The sequence below is a fragment of the Labilithrix luteola genome (genome assembly GCF_001263205.1).
GTDB classification, from domain to species: Bacteria; Myxococcota_A; Polyangia; order Polyangiales; family Polyangiaceae; genus Labilithrix; species Labilithrix luteola.
Genome location: NZ_CP012333.1, coordinates 9,663,690 through 9,677,823 on the forward strand (window position 1 = coordinate 9,663,690; position 14,134 = coordinate 9,677,823).

Annotated in this window: 11 protein-coding genes; 4 read left to right on the top strand and 7 right to left on the bottom strand. The window is 67.3% G+C overall.

Annotated features, from left to right (window positions below):
• Window positions 1-13 precede the first annotated feature (13 nt).
• Together AKJ09_RS41875 and AKJ09_RS41880 are read right to left on the bottom strand one after the other, a co-directional pair.
• Window positions 14-1,006 (bottom strand): outer membrane protein assembly factor BamD, encoded by a 993-nt coding sequence (locus tag AKJ09_RS41875; protein ID WP_146653438.1) that lies wholly within the window; start codon window positions 1,004-1,006, stop codon window positions 14-16.
• Window positions 1,003-2,589 carry a serine/threonine-protein kinase gene (locus tag AKJ09_RS41880; RefSeq protein WP_169928295.1) on the bottom strand — a complete coding sequence of 529 codons (1,587 nt, stop codon included), beginning with the start codon at window positions 2,587-2,589 and terminating at the stop codon, window positions 1,003-1,005. The genes AKJ09_RS41875 and AKJ09_RS41880 overlap by 4 nt, the downstream gene beginning before the upstream one ends.
• Before the next feature lie 377 nt (window positions 2,590-2,966).
• Between AKJ09_RS41880 and AKJ09_RS41885 the strand changes: the two genes are divergently transcribed.
• The gene (locus AKJ09_RS41885) at window positions 2,967-3,605 is read left to right on the top strand and encodes an RNA polymerase sigma factor (RefSeq protein WP_146653440.1); all 639 of its coding nucleotides are present in this window, start codon (window positions 2,967-2,969) and stop codon (window positions 3,603-3,605) included.
• Here the strand turns inward: AKJ09_RS41885 and AKJ09_RS41890 are convergent.
• From AKJ09_RS41890 to AKJ09_RS41900, 3 genes are all read right to left on the bottom strand, one after another.
• Window positions 3,590-6,421 carry a PAS domain S-box protein gene (locus tag AKJ09_RS41890; protein ID WP_146653441.1) on the bottom strand — a complete coding sequence of 944 codons (2,832 nt, stop codon included), beginning with the start codon at window positions 6,419-6,421 and terminating at the stop codon, window positions 3,590-3,592. The two genes, AKJ09_RS41885 and AKJ09_RS41890, sit on opposite strands and share 16 nt — an antisense overlap.
• A gap of 101 nt (window positions 6,422-6,522) precedes the next feature.
• Window positions 6,523-8,865: a sulfatase-like hydrolase/transferase gene (locus AKJ09_RS41895; RefSeq protein WP_146653442.1), complete on the bottom strand. Its 2,343-nt coding sequence runs from the start codon at window positions 8,863-8,865 to the stop codon at window positions 6,523-6,525.
• Between the two features lie 10 nt (window positions 8,866-8,875).
• Window positions 8,876-9,844, bottom strand: coding sequence for a tyrosine recombinase XerC (locus AKJ09_RS41900; protein WP_275936693.1), 969 nt, complete (start codon window positions 9,842-9,844; stop codon window positions 8,876-8,878).
• A gap of 92 nt (window positions 9,845-9,936) precedes the next feature.
• On the opposite strand from AKJ09_RS41900, the gene AKJ09_RS41905 reads away from it, so the two are divergent.
• Window positions 9,937-10,464: a DUF2062 domain-containing protein gene (locus AKJ09_RS41905; RefSeq protein WP_169928296.1), complete on the top strand. Its 528-nt coding sequence runs from the start codon at window positions 9,937-9,939 to the stop codon at window positions 10,462-10,464.
• On the opposite strand, the gene AKJ09_RS41910 is transcribed toward AKJ09_RS41905, so the two are convergent.
• Window positions 10,409-11,731, bottom strand: a complete 1,323-nt coding sequence (locus tag AKJ09_RS41910; protein WP_146653445.1) for an aminopeptidase P N-terminal domain-containing protein — start codon at window positions 11,729-11,731, stop codon at window positions 10,409-10,411. The two genes, AKJ09_RS41905 and AKJ09_RS41910, sit on opposite strands and share 56 nt — an antisense overlap.
• A 275-nt stretch (window positions 11,732-12,006) precedes the next feature.
• Between AKJ09_RS41910 and AKJ09_RS41915 the strand changes: the two genes are divergently transcribed.
• Window positions 12,007-12,525: a hypothetical protein gene (locus AKJ09_RS41915; protein WP_146653446.1), complete on the top strand. Its 519-nt coding sequence runs from the start codon at window positions 12,007-12,009 to the stop codon at window positions 12,523-12,525.
• 13 nt (window positions 12,526-12,538) lie between these two features.
• Here AKJ09_RS41915 and AKJ09_RS41920 read toward each other — a convergent pair whose 3' ends face one another.
• Window positions 12,539-13,588, bottom strand: coding sequence for an FHA domain-containing protein (locus tag AKJ09_RS41920; RefSeq protein WP_146653447.1), 1,050 nt, complete (start codon window positions 13,586-13,588; stop codon window positions 12,539-12,541).
• A gap of 107 nt (window positions 13,589-13,695) precedes the next feature.
• Between AKJ09_RS41920 and AKJ09_RS41925 the strand changes: the two genes are divergently transcribed.
• Window positions 13,696-14,127: a hypothetical protein gene (locus tag AKJ09_RS41925; protein ID WP_146653448.1), complete on the top strand. Its 432-nt coding sequence runs from the start codon at window positions 13,696-13,698 to the stop codon at window positions 14,125-14,127.
• Window positions 14,128-14,134 lie beyond the last annotated feature (7 nt).

Sequence of the window (14,134 nt, forward strand, 5' to 3'; positions counted from 1 at the left end):
ACGTTTGGCGACGTCAGAACGTGCCCGCGAGTCCCGCCCAACCGGCACCGAAACGCGGCTCGATCTTGGCGTGGGACGCATCGCTCGCGGGCGTCGTGGTGCTCGGCGCCGTCAGAAGGAGCACGAGGCCCGAGACGATGCCGACGCCAGCCACCGCGAACGAGACGTTCGAGATCATCGCCGTCGTGTCGGCCGTGTCCTTGGCCGAGGTCGTGCAGCCGTCGCTCGTTCCCGCGCACGCGCTCGAAAGCGTCATCACGCCGGTCACCGCGCCCGCCACGAGCGCAGCGCCGCCGACGCCGAGCGCGACGAACCCCAGCGTGCGCTGGCTGCCGCTCGGATGCGCGCTCTCGGACGGCGTTTGCGCCGGTTCGGATGCAGACTCCGCCGCCGGCGTGGGCTTGACGGGCTCGGCCTCGGGCGGCGCCTCCTCCATCTCGGGCACCGCCACGTGATGCGGTCGATCGCCCTTGGTGAGCGTGACCATTGCCGTCGCTTGCTTCTTGCCGGTGGCGCGGAACGTCAGCTTGCGCTGGCCGGCTTCGGCCGCGAAGACCGTGCCCTTCTCGGCGCCGGGTACCCGTCGTTCTTCGACGAGAACCTCGGTGAGTGGCATCGCGCGCGGATTGTCGACGATGACCTTCGGAAGCTGCTTTTCGAGCTCGACGACGTGCTGATGCGCGAAGTCGCGCCGATCGTTGCGACCGAGCTCGGCGGCCTTCAACTCCGCCTCACGGAACTCGAGCCAGGCGTACCAGGCGGCTCCCTGCTCCTTGTGGCAGAACGCGAGGTTCAGAAGCGTGCCGAGCTGCCCGTCCTTTTTGTAGGCTGCTTCGAACTTCGGACACGCCTCACCGTAACGACGCTCCTCGAGCAGCTTCTGGCCTTCTCGGAAGAGGCGCTCGGCGTCGGCCTCCTTGTCCTGCGCGAGGGCGCTGGAGCTGACGAGACCGCCAAGGGCGATCCCGGCGACGGCAAGGAGGAACGGGTGAAGCCTTCGGTTCATTGACGCTCGCGTGGAAGTCCGGCGGGAAGCCCCGGCTTGCTACCACTCGAGCTCTTCTTCGTCGATGGGGTTGCCGACCGAACGGGTGCCGCCGTGGTCGCGTGCTTGGCGGTGCCGGCGGACGCCGGGGCGCTCGGTGCCGATGCAGCAAGGACCGTCCCCTGCGGTGCGGGCCCCGTCGCAGCCTCATTTTCAGGGCCTGCCGTGAAGACCGGTGCGGTCACGATGCCGGTCGGTACGGGAACGGCGGTCGCGCCGCTCGTGGTTTCGTCCGAAGGATCGGCCGGCAATTCGAGGACCGTCTGGACCGGCGGCGGCGGAGCAGGCTCGGTCGCCGCGAGAACACGCGCGCGAAAGAGCGCCGCGCCGCCGATGACGATGCCGAGGATGGCCGGCGTCGCGATCAGCCACGCGCTCTTCGTCTCGAGCATCGTGAAGCGCCGCGCGACCGTGCTGGCCGTGCCCGTGAGCTCCGGTCCGTTGCTCTCGCCGCGGCGACTCGGCGACGACGGAATGGCCGTACGGGCCATCGCTTGGTTGATCCCCGTCAGGTTCAGGCGCGTCGCGCTCGAGATGTCCTCGAAGCCGCGAGAGAGCGTGGCACCGACACGGTCGGCCGACTTGATCCAGCTCCCCGAGCCGAACGGGACGAGCGCCCGCGCGAGCTCGCCGACGTCGTTGAAGCGCTCCTCGCGTCGCTTCGCGAGGCAGCGCATCACGACGTGCTCGAGGCCCTCCGGCACGCCGTGCACGAGGTGGCGGATCGGGACGGGCTGCTTCTCGAGGATCTGCGCGAACGTCTCCTGCAGCTCCTCGCCGCCGAACGGCATGGAATTCGTAAGCAACTCGTACATGCAGATGCCGAGCGACCAGATGTCCGTACGATGATCGACGGTCTTCGGGCTGCGGACCTGCTCCGGGGACATGTACGGCGGCGAGCCGAGCACCGAGCGACCACCCGTGAGCTGCGCGGCGTGATTGCGCTCGTGTCCCGACGGCGCGCCGTCGTTGGTCTTCGAGATTCCGAAGTCGAGGATCTTTATGATCTGCGTGCCGTCGGCGCGGTTCGCGAGAAAGAGATTCGACGGCTTGAGATCGCGATGCACGATGCCGCGAACGTGCGCGTGCGCGAGTCCTTCGAGCGCCTGAAGGACGTAGTCGACGACGAGCCAACGCGGCAGCGCACCGCGTGCATCGGCGATCTGACAGAGGTCGGCGCCGTCGAGCAGCTCCATCACGATGAACGGAAGGCCGTCGGCCCCCGTATCGACGTCGACGACGCGCGCGACGTGATCGGACTGGAGCTTCGCGCAGGCTCTCGCCTCGAGCAGAAGCCGCGACTGGGCTTCGCGATCGGCGATGTCCTGATAGAGAAGCTTTACGGCGACTTGCTGATCGAGCAGCTCGTGATGCGCGGCGACGACCACGCCCATCCCGCCCTCGCCGAGGATCCGTTGGACGCGGTACTTGCCGGCGAGCAAATCGCCGACCTTGAGCAGCGAACGAACGCCTTGCCCGCTACCCGCTGAGGTAGGCGAGCCACGCGCGTGCGTGCGCTGCGATCGGGCGAGCTTGGCCGCCATCAAACGGTAGCGTAGCCCCCCTGAGCTGCGGTCACCAAGACCGATCTCGATCGACATCGAAGGACACCGGTCCGCCTCGGACGCCCTTTACGTACATCACGCTACGATCTACCCCGTAGTCTGCGCGGCTGGGGGTCGGTCGCCAGGGACAGACGGTGACACCCGGCGGACAGCAAGTCATCAAAGTCCCAAGTCTCCTGCCTGCTGTCGGGCCGCCTGTCGGGATCGATGTCTGCCGGCTTTCACCTGTATTGGCTTCCGACAGGCGCCATGGCGCGGCCGTAGCGGGTTTTCGTTCTGATCTGCCGGGAAATCCTGGGGCGAGCGCGGTGGCACGCACCTCGCATAAGGACGCCTCAACCGGAAGGAACGACCCCATGGCCTTCGCCATCGAACCCGCCACCTTGGATCTCGCCGCCGCTGGCGACAGCGCGGCTCTCGACACTGTCCTTCGCATGATCACGCCGCACGTCGAGCGGCAGCTTCTGCGTTACCCCGTGAGCGACGAGGATCGTCGTGACTTGCTTCAGGCCACCCTGATGCAGATTGTCCGACGCCTTGGTTCGTTCCGCGCCGAATCGAGTTTTTCGACCTGGCTCTTCCGCGTCACCGCGAACGAAGCGTTGATGCTGATGCGCTCGCGTCGTCGCCATCGTGCGCGCGTCGTCGAGGGCCTCGATTGGGAGGAGCTCGCCACCCTGCCCTCGATGAACGACAACGAGCAGGTCCAGGTCGACGTCGGCGTCGCCGCCCGCGAGCGTGACGCGCGTGTGCGCGATGCGCTCAAGGAGCTGCCCGACGACTACCGCGACGTGGTGGTTGCGCACTACCACATGGACCTCGGTCTCCAGGAGATCGCCGACCGCCTCGACATCACCGAGAGCGCCGTGCGTTCACGCCTGCACCGTGCGCGCAGTCGCCTCCGCACGCTGCTCGAGAAGCAGGACCTCGCGTACGACGTGATGATCCCGCCGCCCTCGGCCGCGCCGGTCGCTTCGCTTCACCGCGCTGCCTGATCGTTCGCGATCGGCAGCGTGAAGCGGAAGGTCGTTTCCTCCCCCGGTACACTTTCGACTTCGACGCGGCCCCCGTGGGCTTCGACGAGCCCACGCGAGATGTAGAGGCCGAGTCCGAGCCCGCGCACCCCCGAGGTGCCTGCGCGACGTGATCGCTCGAAGCGGCTGAAGATGCGCTCCTTGTCCTCCTGCGTGACGCCCGCTCCGCGGTTCTTGATGGACACGACGACTTCGGTTTCGCGCCAATCGACGCTCACGACGATGGGGCTGACGCCGTCACCGTATTTGACGGCGTTCGTCATGAGGTTCGTGAGCACCTGATCGATCCGGTCCGCGTCGGCGGAGACGGAACATGCGGTGCCGCGCGACTCGAAGCGGAACGCAACGCGCTCGCCAGACGCGGAGAAGCGGTCGACGACGTCGGCGACGAGGACCGCAAGGTCGGTCGGCTGCAGCTGGAGCGTCAGCCGACGCGCCTCGAGGCGCGACACGTCGGACAGATCGCGGATCATGCGATCGAGCCGGTGGACGGCGGCGCCGATGCGGTCGAGCGATCGCGTGTCGACCGGCGACTCCGAAGCGCGCTCGCCGAGGTGCCGACCGAGCAGGTGGAGATTCAGGCTGATCGTGTGCAGCGGTTGTCGCAAATCATGAGCGACGACGGACGCCCATTCTTCGCGCAGCCGCTCGAGCTCTTTGATGGTCGTGATGTCTTGAAGCGTCTCGACTGCGCCGATCAACGTTCCCTTCGGGCCACGTACCTCGCCGGCGCTCACGAGAACGGGGACTTGTCTACCGTCACGTAGAACGACGACGGCCTCTTCGGCGCGCGTTGCGGCACCTAGTCGGAGCAGACGAACGAGCGGGAGGTCCTCCTTGTCGAAGGGCTCTCCCGTCGGGTGGCGAAGATCGATCGCCACGGCCGCTTCAGGCGCCCCCTCGCCGGTCGCAAAGTCGCTCGAGAGCGCTTCGACCGCCCGGTTCTTGGCGACGAGATGGCCGTCGGCGTCGACGACGATCACGCCGTCGGGCATCTGATCGAGCGTCGCTTGAAGGCGCAAGCGCTCGACGGATTCCTCCTCGTAGAGGTGCTCCATGCGATGGCGGAGCTCCTTTTCCATCGCATGACCACGAGCGAGCGCCTCTTCGGCGCGCTTGCGACCCGTGACATCGCGCGTGGTCACCGAGAAGGCGGTGACGTCGCCGCGCGCGTCGAAGATCGGCGAGATCGACAGCATGGCGTCGAACTTCGTGCCGTCTTTGCGGACGCGCTTCGTCTCGAGCACGGCTACCGCCTTGCCATGCTCGATGTCCCGCATGAGGGTGTTCAGCTCGATGCGTCGGTCCGGTGGAATCCAGGGGCCGATGGGATCCATGCGCGTCGCTGCCATCGCCTCTTCCGCCGTCCAGCCGTAGACGCGCTCGGCCGCGCGATTCCACGTCAAAACGACACCGCCGAGCGAGTAGGACACGATGGCGTCCTCCGACGCTTCGACCACCGCCGCGAGATGGGCTTGCGCGCGCTCCGCCGCGCGCCAATCGGTGACGTCCTGGACGTACGAAACACACGACCAGGCTCCGTCGTCGTCTCGCACCGCCGTCGCGTCGATGACCACCGGAAACCGCGTGCCGTCATCATGAACATGCTCGGACTCGAAGCGGAGGTGCCCGCGGGCGACGACTTCGTCGAACCGTGGTTCGTAGGCGTTGCGCCGCGACGGGGCCATCAGGTCCTTGGCATTGCGATGCGCGAGCTCCTCGGGCGTCAACCCGTGCATCCGCGCGTAGGCGGGGTTCGCGAGTCGAATCTTTCCACTACGGTCGACGCGCATGACGCCCCATTCGGCGTTGTCGAAGAGCGCCTTCCAGCGTTCGAGCTCACGTAGGGCCCACCGTCGATCGCGGTCCGCGCGATCGAGCGTGCGAGCCGTCGCGAACACGAGCGCGACGACTCCGAGCATGCCGGCGATGGCGATGAGCGACGCCGTGAGCGGTGTCTTGTAGACCCCGGCACGCTGACCGAACACGGCGACCGCACCGAAGATCGGAACCAACCAGGCCATGAGCAAGAAGCGACGCGCGACCGTTCCGCCGAGAAGGTCGCTGGTCACGAGGCCCATGAAACCGGTCTGCGTCCTCGCGCAAAGCACGCCGGCGGACAGAAGAACGAAACAGACCGCGCTGTGGAGCGACATCGCGGCCTCCGGCCGGCCATCGGGCAGCGCGTAGAGCGAAGCTGTCCCGTAGACGTACCCGGTCAGCACCACGAGCGCGCCGAAACCAACGGCGGCGACGAGCCAGTCCGCCGGACGACGGCCGCTCGAGGTGGTCGTCTCGAGAGCGAGAAGAGCCGCGGCCACGAGAACGATGCTCATGGGTGTGTTGACCGACAGGCCAGGACAGGCAGCCACGTCGACACAGACGCCCCGCGGCAATGGCCATCGCCCGAGCCCGAGATCGACGCCGAAGATCAACTCGATCAACATTCCGACGCCGAGGGTCAACGCGAAGAGGGCGGTGGCTCGATGGATGCTCGTGTAGATGCTGGCGCTGCGAGCCGTGGGGCTCGCACACCCGAACAACAGGCTCACGACGAGCGCGAAGATGGCTCCCGCTTCGATCGGCGAAAGCATCGTGTACCCCCCCGAAGGGCGAAGGCCGGCCGGACCGACGGAGAGCCAAGTCGCGAGAACCCGGATGGCGATTCCGCCCGAAAGCAGGGCCGCAACGCGGCTCGCAAACGTGCACCACCAGACGGCCGAAGGCGACGGCGTCGCGACCACAACCGGAGGATGAGCCGCACGGACGGAGGGCACGATCTCCGATTTGCAGGCAATCCCCCGGCCAGGACGCCCGAGCTCCGGCGCGGCCCCCTACTCGCGCGCGCGGCGTGAGCGCGCGTGGGCCCGGGATCGCGCTAAGGCCCGTCGCCCTTGACCTCGATCTCCTTGAGCCCAGCGCGAAGCGCCTGCATGCGCTCGAGCGCGGATGCGAGCTGCTGCTTGTCGCTCGCGAGGTCCTTCTTCTCGGCGGGGTCGACCGACAGATCGTAGAGCTGGTAGTTGCTACCGCCCGAGTGAATGAGCTTCGTGCCCGGCGTGGGGCCGGTGATCACGGCGCGGCGGACGCCGTTGAACGGCCCTGCGGGCATGTCGATGTAGACATCACGCTCCGCGTAGTCGTCGCCCGTCACATCCATATCCTCGAGCAGCGACGTTCCGCGAAGCTCCCCTTCTTCGGGCTGCGGAATGCCCATCAGGTCGAGCAACGTGGGCACCAGGTCGATGTGCGAACGCTTGACCGGCACGCGCCCAGGCTTGCCGCCGGGCACGTAGACGATGAACGGCACGCGAACGAGCGATTCCCAGATCTCCTGGCCATGCCAGCTCATGCCGTGATCGGCGAACGCTTCGCCGTGGTCCGCCGTGACGACGATGGCGGTGTCTTCGCCCCACGGCTGTGACTCTACGTAGTCGAGGATCTTGCCGACGTGCTTGTCCGTGAACCATACCTCTTCGTCGTAGAGGTTCTTCGCGGCGGAGCTGCCGTCGAACTTGGGCGCTCCGGGGTGAGCCACATACTGGGCGTGCGGATCGAAGAAGTGAAACCACGCGAAGAAGTTGCCCGGCTTTCCGTCGCCGCCGTCGGCATCGCCGTCGCTCGTGGTCGCGTGTGGTGTCGTGTTCTCAGGCTTACCGAGAAGCTTGAGCGCCATGTCCGACATGCGGTCGCTCGTGATCGACACGTCGTTGTCGCCCATGCCGGGCGGGATGGCGGACGTGTCCCAGACGTCCATGCCCTGGTTCAAGCCGGTGGGATTGCGGAAGTACCAGTGGCAATGACCCGCGAACGTACGGAACCCGGCGTCGTGCGCGCGCTCGGCGACGAACTTGTTCGACTGGGCGTATGTGTTGAAGTGGCTGAAATCGCGCTTCGTCTCGCTCGGGTACTTCCCGATGAGAAACGGGCCGACGCTCTTGCCCGTGTACGACGCGAGCGAGTACATCCGCTCGAACACGGTGCTGCGCTCGGCGAGCTTGTCGAGGTTCGGAGAAACGGGGCGCGAGTACCCGAGGAAGCCGAGATCCGTACGAAGCGTGTCGACCGTGATGAGAATCACGTTATGACCGCGCTTCGGAGCTTTCGGCGCGTCGGCTTTGGCGGCCGCCTTCGGCTCCGCCGGCTCGGTGACACGCGCCGGCGTGTCGGCGCCCGAGCAATCTTCGTCGATGCCGTTGCCAGGAATGTCGATCGCGTTCGAGTTGATCGTCGGATCGCGATCGTTGCAGTCGCCGCCGCCGAAGAGGCTCGATTCGCCGTCCTTGTCGCGATCGGTGGCGCGCCGGAGGCCGGCGAGAGCAATCTTACCGAGCGGCGCGGACTTCTCCATCGCACGCGCCACGAGCGGTTCGCGACCAAGCGCCGACGCGGCCCGAATCGTGAGGCCGCCCATGACGAACAGCCCGCCCACCGACACCGCAACGCCCATCACCGCGGTGCTGAAGAGCAGCGCACGACCACGCGGCTTCAGCGAGCGCGCGAACGCCACGGGGCCGAGATAGGCGCCGAGCGCGAGAATCACGGCGTCGCCCACCGGCCTTAGATCGAGCTCGCCGCGCTTGAGCACGCCGAAGATGCCGAGCACGCCGCCCTCACCGCCCGTGTCTCCCGACGAGATACCGGCCGCGAAGAGCAGGACGACGAGCACGAGCGCCACGCCGCCCGTCACGACCGGGTCGAGAAGAGCCGGGACCGCGCTGCTGCCGGCGGCGAGCGCGCGGCGAAGCGTGGGCAAGAACGCAATCGCTGCCCCGAAGAGCGCGAGAAACAGCCCGATCGAGGCAATGCCGACGGTCAACCCCGCTTCTTGAGGCTTGCCCGTAGCGAGCGCGCTGCGCGCGATATGGGCCGACCCGAGGCACCAGCCGAACACGACGCTGACGAGCAGCGGCGCGAGAGCCGCGCTTCGGAGCCGCTCGAGAACGGTTCCCGACCGGAACTCTCCGAGGTGCTCGAGGGGCGTACGCACCTCCCCCGGTTCGAACACGAGGCACGCCACACCGACGGCACCGCCGACGAGCACGACGATCGGAACGAGAACGCCGAGCTCGGCAAGGAGAAGAGCACCGAAGGGGGGCGCCGAAGAACCCGATGCGACCACCTCGGCAGTGACCGCTCGAACCTCGAGCAAGGCGACGACCAGCGCAGCTACGCCGGCACCACCAAGAGCAAGGACGAGCCTGAACAGCGCTCGAAGCACGGTCGGTGTTCTACTCGACCGTCCTCTTCTTCGCGAGAGGATGCGCCTGGTCGTACACCTTCAAGAGGTGACTAACGGAAACGTGCGTGTATCGCTGGGTCGTCGAGAGCGAGGAATGGCCCAGCATCTCCTGGATTGCGCGGAGATCGGCTCCGCCGTCGAGCAGGTGCGTGGCGCACGTGTGCCTCAGGGCGTGAGGATGGAGATCGGCCCTGCCGGCGCCCACGAGGCCGTACCGACGCACCAGCAGCTGGGTGGCCCGCGGCCCGAGTCTTCGACCCCGGGTGGAAACGAACACCGCGGCAGGATCGAGAAAGCGGGTCTTCGGGTGCGTGAGCTCGACCCTCACGTCGAGCCACGCACGGAGCGCCGCCTCGGCCTTGCGACCAATGGGAATCACACGCTCCTTGTTTCCCTTGCCGAGCACACGGAGCGTCCGCTCGCCGAGGGACATGTGGTCGAGATTCAGCCCCGACGCCTCCGAAACACGGAGGCCGCCGCCGTAGAGGAGCTCGAGCAGTGCTCGATCGCGCAGCGCCACGACCTCGCGCGCACGGCGTGACATGACGGTGTCTTCGTCGGGTGACTCCACCACGGTCGAAGCGTCTTCGGCGGAGAGGAACGTCGGAAGCTCTCGCCGAACCTTCGGGCTCGCGAGCTGCTCGGACGGGTTCGTGGTTGCGTAGCCGTTCTTCTTCATCCAACGGCAGAACGAGCGAACGCAGGCGATCTTGCGGGCGACGCTGCTCGGCGCGCACGTGCGCGCGAGATCACCGAGCCACGCGCGAAGGATGTAGAGGTCGAGCGGCAGCGGGTCGCGTCGTGTGACCGCGCGCGGACGTTCGGGCTTGGCGCGCTCCGCGACGAAGGCGAGCAGCCCCTCGAGGTCCCGCCGGTACGCGTTGACCGTATGGTTCGAGGCGCGCTTCTCCGTTGCAAGATGCACGAGGAACTTCTGCTTGAGTTCTTCGAGCTCCACGATCGACTCCTGCCTCAGCATACTGCCGGGGCGGTCGACTGGACGAGATCTCGGCAGCCGCGCGGTTGCTCGGTGCTAGGCTCGGAGCACTCGTGTTCCAACGGCTCTGGCAGAAGCTCCTGCGCCTATGGGCGCTCGCCAAGTCCGAGCGAGCGGCCCCTCGTGACATCGGCTGGGCCGTGTTCATCGGAGCCTTCGTGGGCTGCACGCCCGCCGTCGGCGTGCACGGGGTGCTTGCGCTCGGGTGCGCGACGCTGTTCCGAAAAAATAGGCTCTTCGCCTATCTCGGGTCGCGCATCTCGAACATGGTGTTCCTCCCGTTCATCGCGCTCGCGGAGGTGCAGATCGCGCACCGCATCCGCACCGGCGCCTGGGCGACGATCGAGCGGCAGAACGTGCTCGACGACGCGCCGAGGCTCCTGCTCGACTGGTGCCTCGGGACAATCCCGGTAGGGATCGCCATCGGAGGCGCGTTGGGCGTGTTCGCTTGGGGTTGGGCCGCTCGTCGTGAAGCTCGCGAGAAGCGACGACCGGCCCTGCCCGAGCCTCAGACCGACGCGCTGATTACGCCGCGCACGCCTGCTGAACCTCCGCAACCGTCTTCGGAATCGCCTGCGTGAGGTTCTTGGGCGCGCCATCGGTGACGAGAATGTCGTCCTCGATGCGCACGCCGATACCGCGCCACTCGGCCGGTACCTTGTCGTAGTCGCGACCGATGTAGATGCCCGGTTCCACGGTCAGCACCATGCCCGGCTCGAGGTCGCGCGCCTTGCCGCCAACGTGGTAGTTGCCCACGTCATGCACGTCCATGCCGAGCCAGTGACTGGTCTTGTGCATGTAGAACGGCTTGTACGCCTCGTCCTTGATGAGCTGCTCGACCTCGCCTTGCAGCAGGCCGAGCGAGACGAGACCGCGCGTGATGACCTCCACGCAGACCGCGTGGATTTGCTCGAGCGTCGAGCCCTTGCGTGTCTTCTCGATGCCCGCTTCCTGCGCAGCGAGGACGAGCTCGTAGATCGCCTGCTGCTCCTTGGAGAACTTGCCGCCGATCGGGAAGGTGCGCGTGACGTCGCTCGCGAAGTAGTCGTACTCGCATCCCGCATCGATGAGCAGGAGCTCTCCGGCAGCCATCTTCTTGTCGTTCTGGCGGTAGTGGAGAATCGTCGCGTTCGCGCCCGAGCCGACGATGCTGCCGTACGCAGGCCGCTCCGAACCGTGCTTGCGGAAGGTCTCGAGGAGAAGTGCCTCGACCTCGAACTCGTGCATGCCGGCCTTGGCGCGGGCCATCGCACGGATGTGCGCTTCCGCGGTGATGTCGGCGGCGCGCTGCATCGCGACGAGATCGTCTGCCCCCTTGAAGAGGCGCATTTCGTGGACGATCGTGCCCGGATCGATGATCTCGGTGGGCCAGGTGAGTCCGAGCTTCGCGCGGGCGCGCGTGCGGTCGACGGCCTCGAGGACCTTGTCGTCCATCGCGCGGTTGACGCCGAGTCGGTAGTAGAGGCGCTTTTTGTTGGCGAAAAGCTTCGGCAGCTCCTCGGCGAGCTTGTCGTAGGTGAACGCGTCGTTCGCGCCGAAATGCGCCTTCGCGCCATCGACGCCCCAGCGCGGCCCGTCCCAAACCTCGCGACCGGCATCGCGCGGGCGCACGAACATGGTGTTCTTGCGCTCCTTGCCGACCTCCATCACGAGCACCGACTGCGGCTCGCTCCAGCCGGTCAGGTAGAAGAGGTCGGAGTCCTGCCTGTACTCGTGCTCGACATCGTTGTTTCGCGTGAAGACGGGCGCCGACGGAAACAGACAGACGGCGTCTTCACCGCGCTGCGCGACAGCGTCGAGAAAGGCACGACGGCGCTTCGCGTAGACCTCACTGTGGCACGTGCACATGGTACTTCCTTGCCACGACGAAGGTCGCGCGACAACACGCGATCCGGACCTCGACCGAGTGCGTCACGGCGAATTTCGAGAGCTCCACCTTCGTTCGGGAAGCGTCCCGCGGACGGAATTTTGCCGACCGTTCGAACTATCTCACTCGAGACACCTTAGGAATTCCAGGCCGGGCGCCCGCAGGCGCGTCCTTTGGACTTGAAAGTCCCCGCCCATGGAGCTCGGCTGTGGGTAGTGGGGCGCCGAGGTTCCCTACGGGAGAGGGTGGTTCGGTGATGTCCCGCGCGTCGCCAAGGTCGGATCGCGTAGCCGAGCGAGCGACTCCGCTCGAGGAGATCGACCCGAACGACGTCGTTCGCGACCGAAGCGCGCTCGAGGGGACGACGGAGAGTGGCGTCGTTGCGGTACCGGCGTTGCCCAACACGACCGGGACCGCAATGCCTCGCGCGATCCCGACACCGCTCAAGGCTTTCCCCGCCCTCCTCGAAGCGAGCCTTCGCGCAGAGCTCGCCGAGCGCCCAGATGCACCGAGCGACCTTCGCAAGGCGGCCGCGCCTCTCGCCACGCCAACTCCGATGCTCGCCTTACCCGACGTCGTCTTGACCGTAAAGAGCGAGGTCCATGCGCCGGAGCGGCGACGAGGCAACGACCGCACTGTGCCCACGAAGCCGCGCCCGGCCTCGAGGTTTTCGCGATTGGTCGGTCACGTTCTTCTCGCGATCGGCGGCACGATGCTCGGTGCAGCGCTGGTCCTCGCCTACGCGCTCGCGACCGGCATGCTGCACCTGCCTTAGCGTGTTCTCGCCGCTACTCGAGGAGCGAGAACACGACGAACAGGGCGCCCAGGATCGCGAGGCCCGCGAGGGCCAGCAGCGCGAACCCCGACGCTTTGCCGAACGTTGCGCCGTTCTGTTTCCACGCTTTGCGCGTCGGGCCAGGAACGAGCGCCGCGCCCACCGCCATGCCCGCGGAGGCGCCTCCCATGCTCGGAGGGATCGAGCCGGCCGCCGACGTCGGGATCGACTCCGGACGATACGGCGCAAGCCTGCGTGTCGGCACCTCCGACGGAGCGATCGGCTGGGACATCGGAGGCAAAGACCCCGGCGCACGTGACGACGGCGGATTGTCGATGCCGGACGACGAGGACGGCGAGGACCGCGCGCGCCGTGGGGGCGGCGTCATCGGAGCGCTCGGCTGGGCGGGCGGCGCCTGGCGGCGAACCTCCACCGGCACTTCGAGCGAAAGCACGGTCGCACCGATGCGGAGCATGCGCGGGCGGGTCCACTCGATAGTCGCGCCGGAGTAAACCGCGGCGCGACCGAGCCACGACCCGCGTGTCGACGCGAGATCGTGGATGAAGACGTCGTAGCCGCGTCGCTTCAGACGAAGGTGCTCGCGCGAGACCTCGCGGTCCTCGATGACGAGATCGCTCTTCGCATGGCGACCGATGACGTAGTCCTTGCCCTCTTCCTCCAGAAGGAGCTCATCGCCGAAGTTCTTTCCTTCGACGACGCGCACCTTCGGGCCGCGCGCACGGCGCGGCGAGCCGTCCGGCGGGGGCGGCATGATGCTCGGATCGTCCCCTTCGACGGCGAGCACGACGCTGCCGATCTGGATTTCGTCGCCCGGCATGAGGAGCCGCCGGGCGCCTGGATCGAGCGGAACGTCTCCGACCGCGCAGTCCGCGCCCATGGCGATGAGCGCGACCTCGCTGATCTTGGCGTGCTCCTCGTCGACGCCAGGAACGTCCACGAGAACGTCACACGTCTGAGCACGGCCTATCGACAGCGTACCGGGTCCGAGCTCGACCCTCCGCGTCTCGGGAAAACGACCACCAGGAGGAACGACGAGATGCACGCGCGAGCTAGTCTCGCACGTTCGGTGAGCTCACCCAAGAGGGCGTGACGTCTCAACACCTACATACGAACTTGGCCCGCTCTGGACGGTCACGCGACACTTTCGTCATGAGCATCGACGGTCTCCAAGCCGACTCCTCCGCCGATCGACGTATCCGCCGCAGCAGCGACCCTCTGGTTGCGCTCCACTACCAGCTGAGCTCGACCCGGGCGCGCGGCGAGGTCGACGCCATCGTCCTGGCCGATCCCTCGGGCGTCGTAGTCGCCGGGGCGGGCTCCTGGCCGGTCTGCGAGGAGCTGGCCGCCTACGCCCCGCTCCTGGCCGACGGGGCCTGGGCGAGCCTGAGCGATGCGGTTTCCTCACGCGTGGAGCTGCTTCGCCGTGAGGTCGAGGTCCGCGCCGTCTCGGTCGCCGGCCAGGAAGTGCTCCTGTGCGCCCGGCGCCAGCGCCGCGAGGAAGAACGCCATGGGGAGGGGGTCAGCCGTGACCTCGAGCAGGCCGCGGCCGGCGTGACCCGCATCCTAAGCGCGGCAGCCTGACGCGTCG

Excerpts from the sequence above, each read along its gene's own strand:
- AKJ09_RS41880 (WP_169928295.1), bottom strand. The coding sequence starts at position 2,589 with ATGGCGGCCAAGCTCGCCCGATCGCAGCGCACGCACGCGCGTGGCTCG.
- AKJ09_RS41925 (WP_146653448.1), top strand. The coding sequence starts at position 13,696 with ATGAGCATCGACGGTCTCCAAGCCGACTCCTCCGCCGATCGACGTATC.
- AKJ09_RS41875 (WP_146653438.1), bottom strand. The coding sequence starts at position 1,006 with ATGAACCGAAGGCTTCACCCGTTCCTCCTTGCCGTCGCCGGGATCGCC.
- AKJ09_RS41885 (WP_146653440.1), top strand. The coding sequence starts at position 2,967 with ATGGCCTTCGCCATCGAACCCGCCACCTTGGATCTCGCCGCCGCTGGC.
- AKJ09_RS41915 (WP_146653446.1), top strand. The coding sequence starts at position 12,007 with ATGTCCCGCGCGTCGCCAAGGTCGGATCGCGTAGCCGAGCGAGCGACT.
- AKJ09_RS41910 (WP_146653445.1), bottom strand. The coding sequence starts at position 11,731 with ATGTGCACGTGCCACAGTGAGGTCTACGCGAAGCGCCGTCGTGCCTTT.